Raw genomic sequence first — 19,067 nt, 5'->3', positions numbered from 1 at the left:
CGTGTCCGCCGGCAGCGGTCCATGCTATCCCCTCAGCAGCACCGCCCCTCGGGGTGCGCATCCTGCCAGTCCTGGTAGTCGCGCCAGAACTCCCGCTCCGTCATGGGAGCCGCAGCACTCCCGGTGGCCCGGTGGTACTCGAGGTAGCGCTCGTACTTGTCCGCGCCCAGCACACCGTTGCCGAAGCGCAGCGCGCGCTGCCACCAGGACACGAGCACACCGCGCGTGGTGAGCTCCGCCTCCTCGGCCCCGGGCATCAGTGGTGGCCTCCGCCCGTGGGGGTGCGCAGCTCGAGCGGAAGGGCCGCCCACTGCTTCTCGAGCGCCTTCTCGGACGGGGTGGCGATCAGCCCCGACGGCGCGTAGATCCGCGACTCGACGAAGGGGTCCTCGCGCGTGCGGCGCTGGTGGCCCCGCAGGGCCTTTACCGTCTCCACCACGGCCATCACCACCACGATGATCGTGAGCACCACGAACAGGATGGACAGGCTGCCCTGCACGAACGTGTTGCGGACCACCGCCTCCATGGCCGCGACGTCCTTGGCCGCCCCGAAGCTGGTCCTGCCCTGCTCCAGGGCGTCCTTGACCGCGAAGTGACTGGCCCAGTACCCCACCTTGGGGTCCGAGGAGAAGATCTTCAGCCACGAACCGGTCACCGTGACCACCACGTCGAACGCGAGCGGCAGCAGGATGATCCAGAGGTACTTGAACCGCCCCATGTTCGCGGCGATCGCGAGGCACACGGCCAGGGCGATGGCCGCCAGGAGCTGGTTGGCGATGCCGAACAGCGGGAAGAACGTGTTGATCCCGCCGAGGGGGTCGGTGACGCCCAGGATCAGGATGGAACCCCAGCCCGCGACCATGACCGCGGTGGTGAGCCACGCTCCGGCGCGCCAGTTCGCGTCCCGGAACCTGGGGAAGAAGTTGCCCAGGGTGTCGGTGAGCATGAACCGGGCCACGCGGGTCCCGGCGTCTACCGCCGTGAGGATGAACAGCGCCTCGAACATGATGGCGAAGTGGTACCAGAAGCTCATCATGGAGGCTCCGCCGAACCACTGGTTCATGATGTGGGCCAGTCCCACCGCGAGGGTGGGGGCGCCGCCCGTGCGGGAGACGATGGACTCCTCGCCCACCGCGTCCGCCGTCCCCTGGAGCATCTCGGGGGTCACGTGCACGCCGGAGAGCCCGAGGGAGTTCACGTAGGCCGCCGCGCCCTCCACGGTGCCCATGGTGGCGGCGGGAGAGGCGTTCATGGCGAAGTAGATGCCGCGGTCGATCGACACCGCGGCCACGAGCGCCATGATGGCCACAAAGGACTCCATGAGCATGCCGCCGTAGCCCACGAACCGCGCCTGGCGCTCCTTCTCGATCATCTTGGGGGTCGTTCCGGAGGCGATCAGGGCGTGGAAGCCGGACAGCGCTCCGCACGCAATGGTCACGAACAGGAACGGGAACAGCGAGCCCGTGAAGGCCGGCCCGTCCGTGCGGCTCGCGAACTCGCTGACGGCCGGCGTGGTGATCTCGGGCCGAACGACCACGATGGCCACGGCGAGCAGCGCGATGGTGCCCACCTTCATGAAGGTGGACAGGTAGTCGCGCGGGGAGAGCAGCAGCCACACGGGCAGCACGGCGGCCACGAAGCCGTAGCCGATCACGCACCACGCGAGGGTGACCCGGTCCAGGGTGAACAGCTGGACGCCCAGCTCGGTGTTCGCCACCCAGCCGCCGCCCACAATGGCCGCCATGAGGAGCACGAAGCCGATCACGGAGATCTCCATGACCTTGCCGGGGCGCAGGTAGCGCAGGTACACGCCCATGAACAGGGCGATGGGGATGGTCATCCCCACCGAGAACACACCCCACGGGGACTCGCCCAGCGAGTTGACCACCACGAGGGCCAGGATGGCCACGATGATGACCATGATCGCGAGCGTGGCCACGATCGCGGCGTAGCCACCGACCACGCCCAGCTCCTCACGGGCCATCTGCCCGAGGGAGCGCCCGCCCCGGCGCATGGAGAAGAACAGCACCAGGTAGTCCTGGACCGCGCCGGCCAGGATGACGCCCACGATGATCCAGATGGTCCCCGGCAGGTAGCCCATCTGCGCGGCCAGCACGGGTCCCACGAGCGGTCCCGCCCCCGCGATCGCGGCGAAGTGGTGTCCGTAGAGCACCCGCCGGTCCGTGGGCATGTAGTCCTTGCCGTTGGCGTGGTACTCCGCGGGGGTCGCGCGCCGGTCGTCCGGCCGGGTCAGCTTCATCTCGATGAACTTGGAGTAGAAGCGGTACGCGATGAAGTAGCTGCACACGGCCGCGAACACGAACCAGATCGCGTTGATGGACTCCTCGCGCGCGAACGCGATCATGGACCAGGCCACCCCACCGAGCAGGGCCACGCCCACCCACAGGGCGATCCGCAACGGGGTCCACCGGGTCTGTTCGCGGTCCAGGACCTCGGGGTCCACGTGGTTGGGCGGAAGACCGGCGTGGCTCTCGTCCGCCGGGCGGGGTGCTCCCGCCGCCTGGTGGTGTGTGGTGCTCATGGGGAAGGCTCCGAACGTCGTGCCAGCACGCTGGAAAACGCGTGTGATGGTGCGCACGATTGTATGCGAGCCGCGCCACGCGCCCGCCCAGGTGGCCCCGCCCGGCGCCGCGCGCGTCACATGCTCAGCAGCACCTTGCCCACGTGGGAGCCGCTGTCGAAGTACTCGTGGGCCTCACGCACCTGGTCGAGGGGGAACGTGCGGGACACGAGGGGCCGCACGGCACCGGAGGCCAGCAGCGGCCAGACGTGCTCACGCACCGCGGCCATGATCGCCGCCTTCTCCGTGGCGGGGCGTGCCCGCAGCGTGGTGCCGATGAGCGCGGCACGCTTCTGCAGCAGCAGGCCCACGTCCAGTTCACCCTTGGCCCCGCCCTGCATCCCGATGACCACGATGCGCCCGTTCGCGGCGAGCGCCCGCAGGTTGGGCTCGAGGTACTTGGCGCCCACGACGTCCAGGATCACGTCCACCCCGCGACCGTCGGTGAGTTCCCGGGCGCGGACCACGAAGTCCTCGTCCCGGTAGCTGATCGCGGTGGCGCCCAGTTCCTCCACCACCCGGGCCTTCTCCGCACTGCCCACGGTGGCCAGCACCCGCATGCCCAGGGCCCGCGCCACCTGGATCGCGTGCGTGCCGATCCCACCCGCACCGCCGTGCACCAGGAGGGTCTCCCCCTCGCGCGCGGCGGCGGCCATGAACACGTTGGAGAACACCGTGGCGGCAACCTCCGGCAGTCCCGCGGCAGCCACCGGGTCCACGCCGTCGGGCAGCGGGAGCACCTGCTCCCACGGAGCCACCGCGCGCTCGGCGTAGCCCCCGGAGTCCACCAGCGCGACCACGCGGTCCCCCACGGCGAAGCCCAGCGTCTCCGGCACCTCCTGTCCGAGCTCCAGCACGGTCCCGGAGACCTCCAGACCGAACACGTCCGTGGCGTCCTCGGGCACCGGGTAGTGGCCCTGCCGCTGCAGCATGTCCGCGCGGTTCAGCCCGGCGGCGGTCACCTCGATCAGCACCCCACCGGGGGTCAGCTCCGGTTCCGCCACCTCGGTGACCTCCAGGACCTCGGGGCCACCGGACCGCAGATCTCGTACGGCTCGCATGGTTGCTTCCTCTCGCTCGTCGGCTCGTTCGTGCCCATCCTCCCGCCGGTGCCGCCGCCCGCGCCAGGGGACGACGCCGCTGTTCCCGCCTGGCGGACAGCCGCACCGCCCCGTGGGAGGCGGCGGAGCGGCGTCGTCCCCGGGCCGGCACGGTGGCACCCCGTGCGCGCCGCGTGGAATAATGGCCACTTGTCCGAGACCGCCCCGTGCGGGACCGGGCGAAGGAAGGTTGTCCGAGCGGCCTAAGGAGCTGGTCTTGAAAACCAGTGTGCGGTAAACCCGTACCAAGGGTTCAAATCCCTTACCTTCCGCGCAGCACGAAGCCCCTGTCCCCTGGATCGCCAGGTGACAGGGGCTTCGTCGTGGGCTGCGGTCACCGCCCCGGGGAGGCGGCGCCGGGCCCGGAACTCACAGACCCACGACCTCCCGCAGCTGCGTGCTGATCTGCTGCAGCCGGTGGGCGGCGTCCTCCCGCGGGACCACGGCGTCGTCCAGCACCGGGAGCACGACCTCCAGGTAGCACTTGAGCTTGGGCTCCGTGCCGGAGGGTCGCACGATCACGCGGTCGTCGGCCTCGGTGCGCATGAGGATCCCCTCGGTGGGCAGCAGCTCGGGGCTGCCCTTGGCCAGGTCCACGAACTCCGCGATCGGGGACCCCGCGAGCTCCGTGGGCGGGTTCTCGCGCAGCCGCTGCATGCCGCGGGTGATGAGCGAGAGGTCCGCCACGCGGAACGTCAGCGGTGCCGTGGCGAAGAGCCCGTGCATGTGGGCCAGCCGGTCCAGCTCGTCCTGGACCGTGGTGCCGCGCTCCTTGAGCCGGGCGACCAGCGAGGCGACGCGCACCGCGGTGGACACCCCGTCCTTGTCGCGCACGGCGGTGGGGTCGGTGCAGTAGCCGATCGCCTCCTCGTAGCCGAAGCGCAGCCCGGGGGTGCGGGCGATCCACTTGAAGCCCGTGAGGGTCTGGCGGAAGGAGAGCCCGTGGTTCTCGGCAATGCGCCCCAGCAGCCGACCGGAGACGATCGAGCACGCCAGGGTGTCCCCCGCGCGGTCGGGGTCGGAGGCCGCGTCCTCGCCGAGCAGGGCCCCGATCTCGTCGCCGCTCAGACGGCGCCAGTCGCGCAGCGGGTCCCCGGTGCCTGCGCCGGTGGGGATGGCCACCGCGCAGCGGTCGGCGTCCGGGTCCATGGCGATGGCCACGTCCGCGTCCTCCTGGGCCGCGAGCGCCATGAGCAGGTCCATGGCGCCGGGCTCCTCCGGGTTGGGGAACGCCACGGTGGGGAAGTCGGGGTCCGGCTCGGCCTGCTCGGCCACCACCGAGACGTTCGGGAAGCCGGCCTCGTCCAGGACGCGCAGGGCGGTGCCCAGACCCACGCCGTGCATGGGCGTCAGGGCGATCCGGATCTCCTGGCCCTCGCCCGCGCCGGCCCGCAGGGAGGCGGCGCGGCGGACGTAGCCGTCCAGCACCGAGTCCTCGGCGCTGGTCACGGACTCGGGGTCGCGGGGGACCTCGTCCGCGAAAGGGGCGGCCGCGATGCGCTCGGCGATCCGGGCGTCGTCCGGCGGCACGATCTGCACGCCCATCTCGTCGTCGCCGGCCACGGCGCGGGCACCGAGGTACACCTTGTAGCCGTTGTCCGCGGGCGGGTTGTGGGAGGCCGTGACCATCACACCGGCGTCCGCGCCGAGCTCACGCACGGCGTAGGCCACGAGCGGCGTGGGCAGCTGGGCGGGCAGGCGCACCGCCCGGCAGCCGGCCGCGGCGAACACCGCGGCGGCATCGGCGGCGAAGTCCTCGGAACCGTGCCGGGCGTCGCAGCCCACCACCACGAGGGGCTCGGAGCCCACGCGGTCCACGAGGAACGAGGCCAGCCCGGCGCTCGCGCGGATCACCACGGCGCGGTTCATGCGGGACTCCCCCGCACCGACCGCGGCGCGCAGCCCGGCGGTGCCGAACATGAGGGGCCCCTCGAAGCGGGACTCGAGGTCCGCCGCGGCGGCGTCGTCCCCGCCCCGTGCTTTCTCCAGCAGCGCGCTCAGCTCGGCGCGCGTGCGCTCGTCGGGGTCGTGCTCCAGCCACTGCTGGACGCGATCTGCCAGCTGCGTGTTCATCAGGAATCCAGTCCTTCCAGTACAGAAGCCGTGCCGGAGAGCCCCAGGCGGGTGGCCCCGGCGTCGATCATGGCCAGTGCGGCCTCCGTGGTGCGGATGCCACCCGAAGCTTTCACACCCAGGCGGCCGCCGACCGTCTCGGCCATGAGCCGCACGGCCTCCACGCTCGCGCCGCCGGCGGGGTGGAAGCCCGTGGACGTCTTCACGAAGTCCGCCCCGGCGGCCTCGGCAGCCCGGCACGCGGCCACGATCTGCTCGTCGTCCAGCGCCGCGGACTCGATGATGACCTTCAGGACGGTGGGCTCGGGGCACGCGGCACGCACGGCCTCGATGTCCTCCTGCACGCCGTCCCAGTCGCCGTCCATCGCGAGACCGAGGTTGATGACCATGTCCACCTCGTCCGCGCCCTGGGCCACGGAGTCCGCGGCCTCCACGGCCTTGACCTCGGAGGGGTGGGCGCCGGAGGGGAAGCCGCACACGGTGGCCAGCTTCACGCCCTCGGGAAGCTCCACGTCCAGACGGGACGGCGAGACGCAGATGGAGTAGGCCCCCAGGTCAGCGGCCTCGCGGGCGAGGTCCGCGACCTGCTGGGCGGTGGACTCGGGCTTGAGCAGGGTGTGGTCGACCATGGCGGCCAGCTCTGCGCGGGTGATCATGTGGTTCTCCTCAGTGGTTTCGGGCTGCCGTGCGGTCCGCACCGGCAACGGTCGTGGAGCACGCCGCGGGCACGGCAGTGCGGGGCGCTGACTCAGTCGATCCTGTCGATGACGACGTCTTCGCGGGCGCCGGTGCCGTCCGCGGCGTCGGGGTCGATGGTCGCGCCGCCGGTCAGGGACTCCAGCGCGCGCTCGAAGCGCTCCGGGGTGTCCGTGTGCAGGGTAAACAGCTTCTGCCCACGGGTGACCCGCTCGCCGGGCACCGCGTGGATCTCCACACCGGCACCGGCCTGCACGGGGTCCCCCTGCCGGGCGCGGCCCGCGCCGAGGCGCCACGACGCCACGCCCACGGACATCGCGTCCATCTCGGTGAGCACGCCGTCCGTCTCGGCCAGCACGTCCTGCGTGTGCTTCGCCACGGGCAGCGGAGCCTCCGGGTCGCCACCCTGAGCGGCCACCATCTTCTTCCAGGAGTCCATGGCCCGGCCGTCCCGCAGCACGGCCTCCACGTCCGCGTCCTTCACACCGGCCGCGGCGAGCATCTCCTGCGCGAGCGCCACGGTCAGGCGCACGACGTCGCTGGGCCCGCCCCCGGCGAGCACCTCCACGGACTCGCGCACCTCCAGGGCGTTGCCCACCGTGCGTCCGAGCGGGCGGGACATGTCCGTGAGCAGGGCGACGGTGTTCACGCCGTGGTCCTTGCCCAGGTCCACCATGGTGCGCGCGAGCTCGCGGGCGTCCTGCTCGAGCTTCATGAACGCGCCCGGGCCGGTCTTGACGTCCAGCACCAGGGCACCCGTGCCCTCGGCGATCTTCTTGGACATGATCGAGGACGCGATCAGGGGGATGCACTCCACCGTGGAGGTGGTGTCGCGCAGCGCGTAGAGCTTCTTGTCCGCGGGTGCCAGGCCGCTGCCGGCCGCGCAGATCACCGCGCCCACCGTGTCCAGGATCTCCATCATGCGCTCGTTGGACAGATCCGCCTGCCACCCGGGGATGGCCTCCATCTTGTCCAGGGTGCCGCCCGTGTGGCCCAGCCCGCGGCCCGAGAGCTGCGGCACCGCCACCCCGAAGCTCGCAACCAGCGGGGCGAGCGGCAGCGTGATTTTGTCCCCCACGCCCCCGGTCGAGTGCTTGTCCGCGGTGGGCCGGGACAGCGCCTGGAAGTTCATGCGCTCGCCGGAGTCGATCATGGCCTGCGTCCACCGGGAGATCTCGGTGCGGTCCATGCCGTTGAGGAAGATGGCCATGGCCAGGGCGGACATCTGCTCGTCCGCCACCACACCGCGGGTGTAGGCGTCGATCACCCAGTTGATGGCCTCCGGGGACAGCGTCTGGCGATCCCTCTTCATGCGGATCACGTCAACGGCGTCGAACGATTCGACCATCGTGCTCACTCCCTCGTGTAGATGCGGCGCCGTGCTGGTGCGGGTGCGCGCCCGCGACACGACTCGTTCTCCATCCTATGCGTCGATTCGGAAATTCTGGCACTTATAGTTTTGACAAATGTGCACGCTGCGGCACCGTCGCCGCCGTGCCGGACAACGAAAGCTGGGGTCACCGTGGGCCGTTTCCAGGGCCTGGTGGGCATTGCGCTCATCCTGGGCATCATCATCCTGTTCTCCCGCCACCGGCACGCCATCAAGTGGCGCACGCTAGGCGTGGGGCTCGCCCTGCAGGCGGGGGTCGCGCTGCTGATCCTCAAGTGGGAAGCCGGCTACGCGGCGTTGAAGTGGGTCTCGGACCTGATCCAGAAGCTCATTAGCTTCACCAACGAGGGCGTCATGTTCGTCTTCGGCGGGCTGGTCAGCGAGGACAACGGCTTCGTCTTCGCGCTGAGCGTCCTGCCCGTGATCATCTTCCTGGGCGCGCTCATCGGTGGCCTGTACTACCTGCGGGTGATCCAGGTTTTCGTCCACGTCGTGGGCACGGCGCTGAACAAGATCATGGGAACCTCCAAGGTGGAGTCCGTGTTCGCGGCCACGGTGATCTTCCTGGGGCAGAGCGAGGCTCCGCTGGTGATCAAGCCCTACCTGAGCAAGCTGACCCGCTCAGAGCTGTTCACGTGCATGACCGGTGGCTTCGCCGCCGCGGCGGGCTCCACCCTGGTGGGCTACTCGCTGCTGGGCGCGCCGCTGCCCTACCTGCTCGCGGCCTCCGTGATGAACGCTCCCGGCTCCCTGCTGATCGCCAAGGCCCTCATGCCGGAGACCGAGGAGTCCGTGGCGTCTGTCAACACGCTCAAGGTGAAGGACACCGAGTCCAAGAACCTCATCGACGCCATCGGCAACGGCGCCCTGAGCGGCGGCAGGATCGCGGTGATCGTGGGCTGCCTGCTCATCGCCTTCATCGCCCTGATCGCCATGGTGTCCGGCGGTCTGGAGTGGTTCGGCTCGCTCTTCGGCTTCGAGGGCTGGTCCCTCGAGGGCCTGTTCGGGATCCTCTTCGCACCGCTCGCCTGGGCCATCGGCGTGCCGTGGGAGGACGCCGCACAGGTGGGCAACTTCATCGGCCAGAAGACCATCCTCAACGAGTTCGTGGGCTACACGTCCTTCGGCCCGGCCATCCCGGACCTGCAGCCCCAGTCGGTGCTGATCACCACGTTCGCCCTGGCGGGCTTCGCCAACCTGTCGTCGATCGCCATCCAGATCGGCTCGTTCGGCGGGCTGGCACCGGACCGGCGCGCGGACGTGGCCCAGCTGGGCATGTTCGCCCTGTTCGCCGGCTTCCTCACCAACATGCTCAACGCCGCGCTCGTCGGCGTGATCATGGGCCTGTGACCGGCTCCCTCCCCGGACGGGAGCTCGGCGCGTGGAGCTGAGCTCACGGGACGCCCAGTCCCTGGACGTGGCGCGGCTGTACTACCAGCGCGGCCTGCCCCAGGCGGACATCGCCCGGAAGCTGTCGATCTCCCGGCCCACGGTTTCCAAGCTGCTGCAGCACGCCAAGGACCGGGGGTTCGTGAGCATCGAGATCCGCGATCCCCGCGCCGTGTCCTCGGACGTGGGCCGGCAGCTGTGCGAGCGCTTCGGCCTCGCGCAGGCGCGCGTGGTGGCCGCGGCGGACACGGACGAGGAGCTGCTGCACGAGCTCGGCGGCATGGGTGCCCAGGTGCTCGAGGAGAACGTGGCCGACGGCGATCTCGTGGGCATCACGTGGGGCCGGACCATGCGGGCGGTGGCCCAGGCACTGACGCCCCAGCCGCGCAGCGGGGTGCACATGGTCCAGCTCAAGGGCGGCAGCAGCCTGGCCTCACCGCTCGTGGGCCACCACGAGACGATCCGGCTGCTGTGCGCCGCGTTTTCCGCCTACCCCCACACCCTGCCGCTGCCCATGCTCTTCGACAGCCACGAGGTCAGGCAGGTGGTGGAGCAGGACCGGAGCATCAAGTACGTCCTGGACCTGGGCCGCAGCGCACGCACCGCGATCTTCACCGTGGGATCGGTGCCGGAGGACTCTCCCCTGCTCATGAGGGACGTCCTGTCACCCTCCGAACGCGCCGGGGTCACGCGCGACGCCGTGGGCGACCTGTGCTCACACTTCATCGACGAGCACGGCCGGGTGGCCGTCCCCGAGCTGGACGAACGCACCGTGTCCATCCCCCTGGAGGCGCTGCGCCGCAAGGAGATCCGGATCTGCGTGGCCGGAGGGGCCGCCAAGGTGCCCGTGCTGCGCGCAGTCCTGCAGGCGGGTTTCGTCTCCCACCTGGTCACGGACGAGCGGACCGCCCGCGCCGTCCTCGGCTGAGCACACCGCCCCACGACGACGACGCCGCCCGCGCCCCGGGCGCCCCGCTCACGGTTCGCGCCGCGCCCCCGCGAAGACGTCCTGCGCGATCTGGTCCGCGTCCGCGATCGTGCGGGAGCCAAGGTGAGCCGGAGCCTCGGCCTCCGCGGCGATGGACACGCCCCACTGCACCGAGGACAGCTGCAGGCCGATTACGTAGATCCCCTCCTCCGCCTGGTCTCCGGCGCCCACGGCGCGGTAGACGAAGGACCGGGACGCGGCGTCGTCGTCCCGGGTGCCGCGGGCGCGCTCGATGCTCACGTCCAGACCCGAGCTGGACTCGGGGCTCGCGCCGTCCTGGGTCTCCATGAGGCGGGCGCGCACCAGCCCGCGCTCGTGCATGTGGGTGAGCAGCGGCGAGATGTTGCGGTGGACGTCGTTGGTGGGGGACATCGCCTCGATGAGCCACCGCGAGCGCACCGGTGCGTCCTCGACCCACGGAGAGGCCGCCACGAAGCACCCCTCGGTGCGGTCCACCACGAAACGGGGCTCGGGGCCGAGGAAGCGGACCACGCCCGCCCGGGTGAGCGCCGCGAGCTGCTGGATCCGCAGCACGGGCGGGCCCGAGGCGAGGCCTTCCACGAGGGGCTCGAACTGGCGGCGCAGCTCGTGGACCCACGAGGAGTCCGAGATCCCGATCTCCGCGAGGACGCACTTGAGCACCGTGCGCGCGGCGTTGAGGGACGCGATCGCCATCTTCACGGGGTCGTCCTCGCCGCGCAACGAGCCGTGGACATCGCGGTCCAGGTAGTGCACGACCGCCGCAGCGTACTCGTCGTGGCTCGCGAAGCTAACGTCCTCGAACGGACGGGCCAGCCGTGCCTGCTGCAGCTGCCGGCCGGGGACCACGGCGTCGGAGATCAGGGCGTCACTGTGGTGCGACCAGCCGGGGTCGGTGGTGTCCAGGAGGATCTCGTCGAGCTCCCGCAGGAACTGCTGCGGATCGGACTGGAAGGCCTCGGGCGCGGTGCGGGCCAGGACCGTGTAGTAGTTCCAGATCACGTCCTTGCGGATCAGCGGCCACAGCTGCCGTTCGAAGGACAGGGCCCGCTGCGAGTCCTCCGCCAGCTCCTGCACGGCGTCCAGGGTGAAGAACCGGGTCTGGAGGGACTGCGCGTAGTAGCCCTGCAGCACGGGCTTCGCGCGGTAGGGGGTGCCCCGCCGGGACCCGGCCACGATCTTCGGCTCGCGCCCCGAGGGGTGGTAGACCAACCGTTCGGGGTTGTTCGGGTCGGTGTCGAACGAGCCACCACGGCCCTCGGTGAACCGCGCCAGCGCGTCGCAGAAGTTCAGACCCATGCCGCGCACCAGGACCGTCTCACCGCTCGGCAGCTCGGACCAGAAGGCGTCCGCGGGCACGGTGGGCGGCCAGTACGTGAGGCCGTGCTCGGCGGCCCCGTCCACCAGGTCCTTCTGCGCCGGGCGCAGGTGCGCGTCCAGGTGGCCCAGGGCGAGCACCACCGCGTCCGCCGGGAGCACGAGCCCGCCCGACAGCTCCACCGCGTAGCGGTGCCGGCCCTCGGAACGGACCCACGCGTCCACGGCCTCTCCGCGGTGCACCTGCAGGCGCACCGTGTCCGGGAGGTTCTCCTGCAGCGTGGCGAACACCCACTCGAGGTAGCGCCCGTAGACGGCGCGCGGCGGGTAGCCCTGGGGGGTGAGCTCCGCGAGCGCCGCGCTCTGCTCCGGCGAGAGCGGCGTCACGGGCGTGATCTCCCCGGCGACGACGCCGCGGCGCCACCGCTCGAAGCTCATCCCCCGCAGCGGTTCCGGCGAGGGCACCTCCAGGGCCCCGGGTGCCGCGATGACGGTGGGGAACAGGGAGGGTGTGTTCATGAGGAACACGTCCGACTGGTCCGTGCGCCACACGTGCCCCGGGCCAGGAGGGAAGGGATCCACCAGGTCGATGTGGACGCGGTCCCCCGTGTGCGCCGAACGGGCCACGAGCCGTTCCACGACCGACAGACCACGGGGACCGGCCCCCACCACCACCACGCGCTGCTGTATACCCATGCCGTCCAGGATATCGACGGGCAGGGCGGGGCAGGTTCATCCCGGAGTCAGGCGCCCGAGCCGCACCCCGGGCCGTTCTGCGGGCGGTCAGCGGACGGCGATGCGGACCACCTTCCCCGTGCTCCGTGTCCAGGTGTACTGCGTGGTCTCACCGGTCTTCACGTTGCGGAAGCGCTGGTACGCACCCGTTGAGGTCTTCACCTCGGGTGAGGTGGGGTAGCCGGCACCGGCCTCGTAGCCGTCGCGGGACCACCGCTGCCCGATGGCTGACGTCTCCACCACGGGCTGCGCGCCGGTGGCCTTGCTCCACATCATCTTGGTGGCACGCCGGGTCTGCGGGTCCACGAAGCTCTGGTAGGCCCCGCCCGTGGCGGTGGGCTGCTCGTCCTTGTGCGGCAGCCCGAGTGCTGCGTGTCCGCCCAGCTTCACGTAGCGCGCACCAATCCCCGTCCAGGTGTCCACCCTGTGCGCTCCTGTGCCGGGAGACCAGTAGATCCGCGTGGTGCGGCCGTTCTTCACGAAACTTTGGACCACCCCGCCCGTTCCCGTGCTCTGCTCCCCCGTGGTGGGTGCACCCATGGCAGCAGCGCCGCCGTGGGCGTTGTAATAGGTGGCAATGGCGCCGCGCACCGTGGGCTTGGCCTTGGGCACGGCTCGCGCCGCCGCATAGCCGTTCACCTTCCGGTAGCCGTTCACGGGGGTGCCGGTGCTGCGAAGAGTGCTCCGGATGGCCTCGACGCCCAGATCCGGGTTCCGCTCCTTCATGATCGCGATCACCCCGGCCACGTGCGGGGCCGCCATGGAGGTTCCACTGAGGTCTCCGTAGCTCGGCTTGCCGATCGAGTAGGTGCCCGTGTTGACCGTGGACCAGATGGGGGCGCCCGCGTCTCCCCCCGGAGCCACGACGTCGAGCATCGGCCCCCAGTTGGAGTATCCGGTGAGCTGGTTGTGGGAATTCGTGGCCCCCACCACGATGGCGCCCCCGCAGTTGGCGGGCGCGGCCAGGTTCGCGCTCTTGGCCGCGTTGCCGGCCGCCACCACGAGCGGCACGTTGATCTTGTGCATCCGGTTGATCGCGTTCTGCATCACCGCGGGACAGCTACCGGAGTCCCACGCCTCCGACAGGTTGACCACCTTGGCCGGGTTCGTGTTCCGGGGCACTCCCGGGATGGGAATGCCCGCAGACCACATCACGCCGTCCGCGATGTCCGATACGTACCCGCGGCCGTCCGCCCCGAGAACGCGGGCATGCTGGACCTTCGCGTCGGGGGCCACACCGGCGATGCCCATCCTGTTGTTCGTCTGCGCGGCGGCGATGCCCGCCACGTGCGAACCGTGCCACCAGGACGGCCGCCCCGGGCTCCAGTCCCCCTGGTCCTGCGGGTTCGCGTCACGCCCGTTGCCGTCCCGCGAGTGGTAGGTGTCGGAGAGGAAGTCGTAGCCGGGCACCGTCTTGGCGTTGAGGTCCGGGTGGTTGATCTGGCCAGTGTCCGCAATGCCGATCACCACGCCCTGACCGGTGCCCTGCCACCACGCGTTCGGCACGCCGATGTTGCGCGGGCCCCACTGGTAGTTCCAGTTCGTGTCGTTCGGGGTGGCGGGAGGTGTCGCGGCGAGCGCCCCCACCACGATCTGGTCGGGCTCCGCGGACTCCACGGCAGGGTTGGCCTCGATAGCGGCCACCATGTCCTTCTGCTCCGCAGGGGAGAGCATGGTGTCCGTCTCCACGACATCCTCACCGCTGCCCGTGGCCCGGACCGTCTCCGCCCGCGGGACGTCAGCGGTCTGCGAGGCTTGAGCGAGCGCGGCACTGCGGTGCTCCCGGGGCACGCCCTCCTTGTACTCCACCACGAACCGGTCCGTCTCGGGGAGCACACGGCCCTGCCCTGCCGACCCCCGGCCCAGGGTGGCCACTCCCCCGGTCACCGCCGGCTGCGCCTGCGCGGCCTGCTCTCCCGACGACGCCGCTCCATCCGGGGGCGCCGCAGCCGCCGGTACTGCCGCGGCGATCACTGCCAGCGACACTCCCGCCGCGATCCAACCCCGCACTCGTGCACTGCCCATGCCCGTTCCTCCTGCTCCGGCCCGGGTCCGGTACGCCGCGGACCCGAGCGGGCGGGAGTGGACCTGGTGCTGTTTTGGAGTGTATCCATGTGCATCGATATGCGGGAGCAAACACGGTGCCGTCCGAATTGTGACGGGGGGGCGGGCGGCACGCCGCCCACCAGACCGCGCACGACGCCCCGCTCGTGACCCCCGGACGGTGCGCAGCGCCCGGCGGCTCGCGTTCTCCCGTGAACGTGTGACAGCCTTGCCGCTGCGCGGACACGCCGCTATGCTTGCGCGGCCCCCGCCGGTCTCCCCTGCGGACGGGCACCACCTCCCCAGACCGTTCGGAGCTCCCCCATGTCCTCTGCCGCACAGGCCGAAGAACGACCGCAGTCAGCCGCCGGAGCCACCGCGACCATCGCGGTGCTGCTCGTGGCCGCGTTCGTGGTGATCCTCAACGAGACCGTTCTCAACGTGGCGCTGCCGCACATCATGGAGGACATGTCCGTGAGCGCCGCCACGGTCCAGTGGGTCACCACGTCCTTCATGCTCACCATGGCGGTGGTCATCCCCACCACCGGGTTCCTGCTGCAACGCTTCAGCACCCGCGCCGTGTTCGCCCTGGCCATGGGCAGCTTCGCCCTGGGCACCCTGCTGGCGGCGGTGACCCCCAGCTTCGGGGTGCTGATCCTCGCCCGCGTGGTCCAGGCCTTCGGCTCCGCCATCATGCTGCCCCTGCTGATGACCACCATCCTGATGCTCGTGCCCCGTCAGCGCCGCGGTGTGGTCATGGGCAACGTGTCGATCGTGATCTCCGTGGCTCCGGCCCTCGGGCCCACGCTCTCGGGCCTGATCCTGGCCCACTTCCCGTGGCGCACCATCTTCTGGTTCGTGCTCCCCATCGCCCTGCTGGCCCTGGCGATCGGGCTGCTGCGGCTCAAGGACGTGAGCGAGCGCGGCACCCTTCGCCTGGACCTGCCGTCGGTGGTGCTGTCCGTGCTGGGTTTCGGCTCCCTGGTGCAGGGGCTCTCCGCCGTGGGCGCGGCCGGTTCCGAGACCGGGTCCGACCCGAGCTGGTTCTCGTCCGCCGCGGGCGGCGCCACCGTACTTGCGCTGGGCGTGGTGCTGGTGGGTCTGTTCGTGTGGCGCCAGACGCGCCTGCAGCGGCGCAACGAGCCGTTCCTGGACATGAGGACCTTTCGCTACCGGGAGTTCACTGTCTCGGTGGCTGTCCTCGCCCTCGGCATGATGACGCTGTTCGGCGGGGTCATCGTGCTGCCCCTCTACCTCCAGACCGGCCGTGGCCTGGACACCCTGGAGACCGGGCTGATCCTGCTCCCCGGCGGCCTCGTGATGGGTCTGCTGGGCCCCGTGGTCGGCAGGCTCTTCGACGCGTGGGGACCCCGCCCTCTGACCGTTCCGGGTGCCGCTCTGCTGACCCTCGTGATGTTCGGGTTCTCCCGCCTGGAGGCGGACACCCCCGTGTGGTGGATCGTGACGCTGCAGATCGCGATGTCCGTGGGGCTGGCACTGATCTTCACCCCGGCTTTCACCTCCGGACTGAACCCGCTGCCGCCGCACCTGTACTCCCACGGTTCGGCGATGCTCTCCACGCTGCAGCAGGTGGCCGGCGGTGCCGGCACCGCACTGCTCGTGGGCGTGCTGCAGGCCGGCACGGTGGTCTCTCAGCGCCCGGACGGCACCACGGTCACGGACTCCATCCCGGGCGTGCACGCCGCGTTCGTCACGGCCACGGTGATCGGCGCCCTCGTCCTGGTGCTCACGTTCTTCATGCGCCGCGGCGAGCCCAGGGAGCTCTCCCGCACGGGCGACGTCGCCTGAGCGCACCGCCCGGCCCGGGTATGCGAAAGGCCCCTGCTCCCCCGGGTGTTCCCGGAGAGGCAGGGGCCTTCTCGTAATGCGGAGACGGGGGGATTTGAACCCCCGGCCCGGGGTTAATCCGAGCCCTTCATTAGCAGTGAAGTCCATTCGGCCGCTCTGGCACGTCTCCACGCTGTCAACCCTGGACTGAGTCCAGGAAAACAACGGTGTCAAGACTATAGGGCCCGAGAGTGCCGGGTCAAAGCGTCAACGTCCTCGAGCCCGACGACTATTGCGGCGGCGGCCGACCGTGCCGTCCGTGACCTCCTGGTAGAGCCCGGTGAGCTGGTCCGCGACGGCATCGCGCCCGTACTCCCGGCGGATGGTGTCCGCCAGCGCCTGGGGGGGCTCGGTGCCGGGGTCCGACACGAGGTCCACAACGGCGGAGCCGAAGGCCTCAGCGCTGCGCGTGGGCACCATTCGACCGTTGGACGGGCGAATGAAGTCGCGCTGACCCCCCTGATCGCCCATCACCACCGGCCGGCCGGCCGCGAGTGCCTCCGCGGCCGCCACGCAGAAGGTCTCTGATCTGGAGGGCAGCACGAACACCGACGACTCCGCGAAGTGCTGCCAGAGCTGCTCGGGGCTGCGGAATCCGGGGAACGACACGTGGTCGGCGACTCCCAGCTCCGCGGCCCGCTCCAGGGCCGCCGCACGACGAGGACCGTCTCCCGCCCACACCAGAGAGGCGTCGTGGCCGCGGTCCCGCAACCAGGCCACCGTCTCCACCGCGAGTTCGGCCCCCTTGTGCTCCGTGGCGGCTCCCACTGCCATCAGCGCGAAGGGCTGAGCCGCTTTGGGCGGCACCAGTTCGCTGTGCTCCACCACATTGCCGATGCGCTGGACGGTGCCGGGACGCGCGAAACGCTCCAACGTGCTGGTCATGAGGGAACTCACCCCCGTGACTGCGTCGGGGAGACGCAGCACGTGGCGCAACCAGGCCACCCGTTCCCAGACCGGATGAACGTGCTCGGGGAAGATCACGCCGTTCCAGTGCTCCGTGTGCACCCACGGCCTGGACCATGCCAGGGACGCGGCGACAAGCGCGGAGGACAGCGCCATGGTGTGCACCACGTCCGCGTGCGACGCCCAGGTCCTCAGCACCCCCAGCGTCCGGAGCACGCTCATGGGGTGGCGGGGATCCAGGCCCACCCGGGTGACGCCCACTCCGTCCCAGCTCTCCTCGCACGGGGCGCCGTGGTCGAGGAGCCGGATGTGAACCACGTGCACCTCGTGGTCGCGCGCGATGGCGGCAACGTGCCTGGGAACGAACGGCGTGCGGAACGGCGCGTCCCGATCGGGGTACCACGTGGAGACCACCAGAATTCGCATGCGCCCACTCTATCCACGCGCTCTCAGTTCCCGCCCGACCACCGGCACACGCGCACCCGTGAACTAGACTCCCCGTGATGACCACGCCCCCAGCACAGCCCAGACCCACCGGGCGGTGGCGGAAGATCCTCTTCCCTCCTCCCAACCACGAGAACAGGGACAACCCCATCGGTTCGTCCTTCGCTCTGACCGTGGTGGCGGTGTTCGTCCAGGGGCTGTCCCGGTTCGGCTACAGCCTGCTGATCGGCAACATGCTGGGCAGCGAGATCCTCGGTCAGGTCAACCTGGCGATCTCCCTGGCGCTGTTCCTCGTGCTGCTGTGGCCACAGGCCTCAGGCAACGCCGCCTCCAAGTTCATCGCCATGGCGCGCGGACAGCAGCACCGCGAGGAGCAGCTCTCCGTGGCGGTCTACACGTCCCGGACCGCCGCGCTGGCCACCGCCGTGCTGGCCGTGGTGGCGGTTGGGGTGGCCACGTGGTCTCTGCACCTGCCACCCTCCTACGCGGTCTCGGCGGGTCTGCTGGTGGTCGCACTGTCCGCCTACAACTTTGTGCGTGGAGTGCGTACCGGCAACAACCAGTTCGTCACCACTGCCGTGTGGGACTGCATCAGCTCGGGTGTCACCCTCACCCTGCTGCTGCTGGTCCTGCTCGGAGGGTTCACTCCCCTGCTGCTGCTCCCACTGAGCCTGGGGTACCTCATCTACGCGATCCCCGGCTGGCCCCGCACCTCCGGCGGGCCTCTGCCCCGACCGCTCAAGCGGGAGATCAACACGTTCACCGTGTGGGCGGCCATCAACATCCTCACGGCCTCCGGGCTGCTGCAGCTCTCCATGATCATGGGCAAGCACTACGACACGGCCTCGGCCGTGGGTCAGTACTCCGCAGCAGTCAGCATCGCCACGCCCGCGAGCATGCTGTCCTCCTCCATGCTGGTGGCGCTCGCGCCGGCGGTGGCACGCATGTTCACGGCCGGGGACTTCCCCGGCATGCGCCGGCAGCTGGATTCGATCCTGCGGATCATGGTGCTCGTGTTCCTGCCCGTGTTCGGGGTGGGAATCCTGTGGGCGGAGCCCATCATCCACCTGCTCTACAGCGCGCGCGCCGCAGAGTTCACCCAGGCCGCTCCTCTGCTCATCGTGCTCTTCTTCGCGGTCTCCGCCACGAGTTTCAACGCCTCCAACTCGCGACTCAACGGCGGCGAAAACTGGGGCGTGCGCGCCCTCGCCGCGTGCAACGCCGTGGGCCTGCTGCTGGGCGTGGGAACCATCCTGTGGTGGGGCCCCGAACTGGGGGTGATGGCCGCGGCCCTGGGCTACCTGGTGGGCTGCCTGGTGAGCTCCCTGGGCCCTCTGGTGATCGTGTGGATCCACGACCGCATGTCCTGGACGGGACTCATGCTGCGCGTGGTGTCGGGCTACGCACTGGTTCTCCTGGGACTCTGGTTCGAGAAGGACCACGCGAGCCTGGCATCGCACGTGCTCGTCACCGTCCTGTTCCTCGCGGCCTGGTGTGCCCTCTCCTGGCGGGACCTCGCTCCGCGCGTCACGCAGCTGCGCCGCAGGACTCGTCGCTCCTGAGTCGCGCCGGGCACCC

The 19,067-nt window shown here is 70.5% G+C and carries 13 protein-coding genes and 2 tRNA genes; 5 read left to right on the top strand and 10 right to left on the bottom strand.

From position 1 onward, the window contains the following. Positions 1-32: 32 nt before the first annotated feature. The 3 genes from P8S73_RS09725 to P8S73_RS09715 form a co-directional block, all read right to left on the bottom strand. Positions 33-257 (bottom strand): YbdD/YjiX family protein, encoded by a 225-nt coding sequence (locus P8S73_RS09725; protein WP_039101066.1) that lies wholly within the window; start codon positions 255-257, stop codon positions 33-35. After that, on the bottom strand, positions 257-2,542 hold the full coding sequence (locus tag P8S73_RS09720) for a carbon starvation CstA family protein (protein ID WP_039101065.1): 2,286 nt from the start codon (positions 2,540-2,542) through the stop codon (positions 257-259). Before P8S73_RS09720 ends, P8S73_RS09725 begins: the two co-directional genes overlap by 1 nt. A 116-nt stretch (positions 2,543-2,658) precedes the next feature. After that, a complete protein-coding gene (locus tag P8S73_RS09715; protein WP_070636680.1) occupies positions 2,659-3,642 on the bottom strand; it encodes an NAD(P)H-quinone oxidoreductase in 984 nt (327 codons plus the stop codon). Between the two features lie 223 nt (positions 3,643-3,865). On the opposite strand from P8S73_RS09715, the gene P8S73_RS09710 reads away from it, so the two are divergent. Next, positions 3,866-3,953: transfer RNA gene (locus P8S73_RS09710), tRNA-Ser, on the top strand. Between the two features lie 97 nt (positions 3,954-4,050). Here the strand turns inward: P8S73_RS09710 and P8S73_RS09705 are convergent. The 3 genes from P8S73_RS09705 to P8S73_RS09695 all read right to left on the bottom strand — a co-directional run bounded on the left by P8S73_RS09705 (position 4,051) and on the right by P8S73_RS09695 (position 7,798). Beyond that, complete coding sequence (locus P8S73_RS09705) at positions 4,051-5,754, bottom strand: phospho-sugar mutase (protein ID WP_070636679.1); 1,704 nt, start codon at positions 5,752-5,754, stop codon at positions 4,051-4,053. Continuing rightward, entirely contained in the window at positions 5,754-6,410 is a 657-nt protein-coding gene (gene deoC / locus P8S73_RS09700) for a deoxyribose-phosphate aldolase (protein WP_039101062.1), read from the bottom strand. The genes P8S73_RS09705 and deoC overlap by 1 nt, the downstream gene beginning before the upstream one ends. Positions 6,411-6,502: 92 nt before the next feature. Continuing rightward, the gene (locus tag P8S73_RS09695) at positions 6,503-7,798 is read right to left on the bottom strand and encodes a thymidine phosphorylase (protein ID WP_396350355.1); all 1,296 of its coding nucleotides are present in this window, start codon (positions 7,796-7,798) and stop codon (positions 6,503-6,505) included. Positions 7,799-7,972: 174 nt separating this feature from the next. On the opposite strand from P8S73_RS09695, the gene P8S73_RS09690 reads away from it, so the two are divergent. Beyond that, positions 7,973-9,190 (top strand): NupC/NupG family nucleoside CNT transporter, encoded by a 1,218-nt coding sequence (locus P8S73_RS09690; RefSeq protein WP_019310515.1) that lies wholly within the window; start codon positions 7,973-7,975, stop codon positions 9,188-9,190. 31 nt (positions 9,191-9,221) lie between these two features. Continuing rightward, complete coding sequence (locus P8S73_RS09685) at positions 9,222-10,157, top strand: sugar-binding transcriptional regulator (RefSeq protein WP_070636678.1); 936 nt, start codon at positions 9,222-9,224, stop codon at positions 10,155-10,157. A gap of 48 nt (positions 10,158-10,205) precedes the next feature. Here P8S73_RS09685 and P8S73_RS09680 read toward each other — a convergent pair whose 3' ends face one another. Together P8S73_RS09680 and P8S73_RS09675 are read right to left on the bottom strand one after the other, a co-directional pair. Beyond that, positions 10,206-12,209: an FAD/NAD(P)-binding domain-containing protein gene (locus P8S73_RS09680; RefSeq protein ID WP_208546791.1), complete on the bottom strand. Its 2,004-nt coding sequence runs from the start codon at positions 12,207-12,209 to the stop codon at positions 10,206-10,208. 87 nt (positions 12,210-12,296) lie between these two features. After that, positions 12,297-14,273 (bottom strand): S8 family serine peptidase, encoded by a 1,977-nt coding sequence (locus P8S73_RS09675; protein ID WP_208546789.1) that lies wholly within the window; start codon positions 14,271-14,273, stop codon positions 12,297-12,299. Between the two features lie 342 nt (positions 14,274-14,615). On the opposite strand from P8S73_RS09675, the gene P8S73_RS09670 reads away from it, so the two are divergent. Continuing rightward, positions 14,616-16,100 carry an MDR family MFS transporter gene (locus tag P8S73_RS09670; RefSeq protein WP_070636676.1) on the top strand — a complete coding sequence of 495 codons (1,485 nt, stop codon included), beginning with the start codon at positions 14,616-14,618 and terminating at the stop codon, positions 16,098-16,100. A 79-nt stretch (positions 16,101-16,179) separates the two neighbouring features. Here the strand turns inward: P8S73_RS09670 and P8S73_RS09665 are convergent. Both P8S73_RS09665 and P8S73_RS09660 read right to left on the bottom strand, forming a co-directional pair. Next, positions 16,180-16,269: transfer RNA gene (locus P8S73_RS09665), tRNA-Ser, on the bottom strand. A gap of 77 nt (positions 16,270-16,346) precedes the next feature. Beyond that, a complete protein-coding gene (locus P8S73_RS09660; RefSeq protein ID WP_208546788.1) occupies positions 16,347-17,471 on the bottom strand; it encodes a glycosyltransferase in 1,125 nt (374 codons plus the stop codon). 77 nt (positions 17,472-17,548) lie between these two features. Here P8S73_RS09660 and P8S73_RS09655 point away from each other — a divergent pair, with 77 nt between their 5' ends. Continuing rightward, positions 17,549-19,051 carry a lipopolysaccharide biosynthesis protein gene (locus tag P8S73_RS09655; protein ID WP_070636674.1) on the top strand — a complete coding sequence of 501 codons (1,503 nt, stop codon included), beginning with the start codon at positions 17,549-17,551 and terminating at the stop codon, positions 19,049-19,051. The last annotated feature ends 16 nt before the right edge of the window (positions 19,052-19,067 follow it).

It is taken from the genome of Kocuria sp. ChxB, assembly GCF_044359605.1.
Lineage (GTDB): Bacteria > Actinomycetota > Actinomycetes > Actinomycetales > Micrococcaceae > Kocuria > Kocuria rhizophila.
Note: the sequence above shows the minus strand (reverse complement) of the source record. Positions and strands in the feature narration are given on the sequence as shown.

Excerpts from the sequence above, each read along its gene's own strand:
- P8S73_RS09725 (WP_039101066.1), bottom strand. The coding sequence starts at position 257 with ATGCCCGGGGCCGAGGAGGCGGAGCTCACCACGCGCGGTGTGCTCGTG.
- P8S73_RS09720 (WP_039101065.1), bottom strand. The coding sequence starts at position 2,542 with ATGAGCACCACACACCACCAGGCGGCGGGAGCACCCCGCCCGGCGGAC.
- P8S73_RS09715 (WP_070636680.1), bottom strand. The coding sequence starts at position 3,642 with ATGCGAGCCGTACGAGATCTGCGGTCCGGTGGCCCCGAGGTCCTGGAG.
- P8S73_RS09705 (WP_070636679.1), bottom strand. The coding sequence starts at position 5,754 with ATGAACACGCAGCTGGCAGATCGCGTCCAGCAGTGGCTGGAGCACGAC.
- deoC (WP_039101062.1), bottom strand. The coding sequence starts at position 6,410 with ATGATCACCCGCGCAGAGCTGGCCGCCATGGTCGACCACACCCTGCTC.
- P8S73_RS09695 (WP_396350355.1), bottom strand. The coding sequence starts at position 7,798 with ATGGTCGAATCGTTCGACGCCGTTGACGTGATCCGCATGAAGAGGGAT.
- P8S73_RS09680 (WP_208546791.1), bottom strand. The coding sequence starts at position 12,209 with ATGGGTATACAGCAGCGCGTGGTGGTGGTGGGGGCCGGTCCCCGTGGT.
- P8S73_RS09675 (WP_208546789.1), bottom strand. The coding sequence starts at position 14,273 with ATGGGCAGTGCACGAGTGCGGGGTTGGATCGCGGCGGGAGTGTCGCTG.
- P8S73_RS09670 (WP_070636676.1), top strand. The coding sequence starts at position 14,616 with ATGTCCTCTGCCGCACAGGCCGAAGAACGACCGCAGTCAGCCGCCGGA.
- P8S73_RS09660 (WP_208546788.1), bottom strand. The coding sequence starts at position 17,471 with ATGCGAATTCTGGTGGTCTCCACGTGGTACCCCGATCGGGACGCGCCG.
- P8S73_RS09655 (WP_070636674.1), top strand. The coding sequence starts at position 17,549 with ATGACCACGCCCCCAGCACAGCCCAGACCCACCGGGCGGTGGCGGAAG.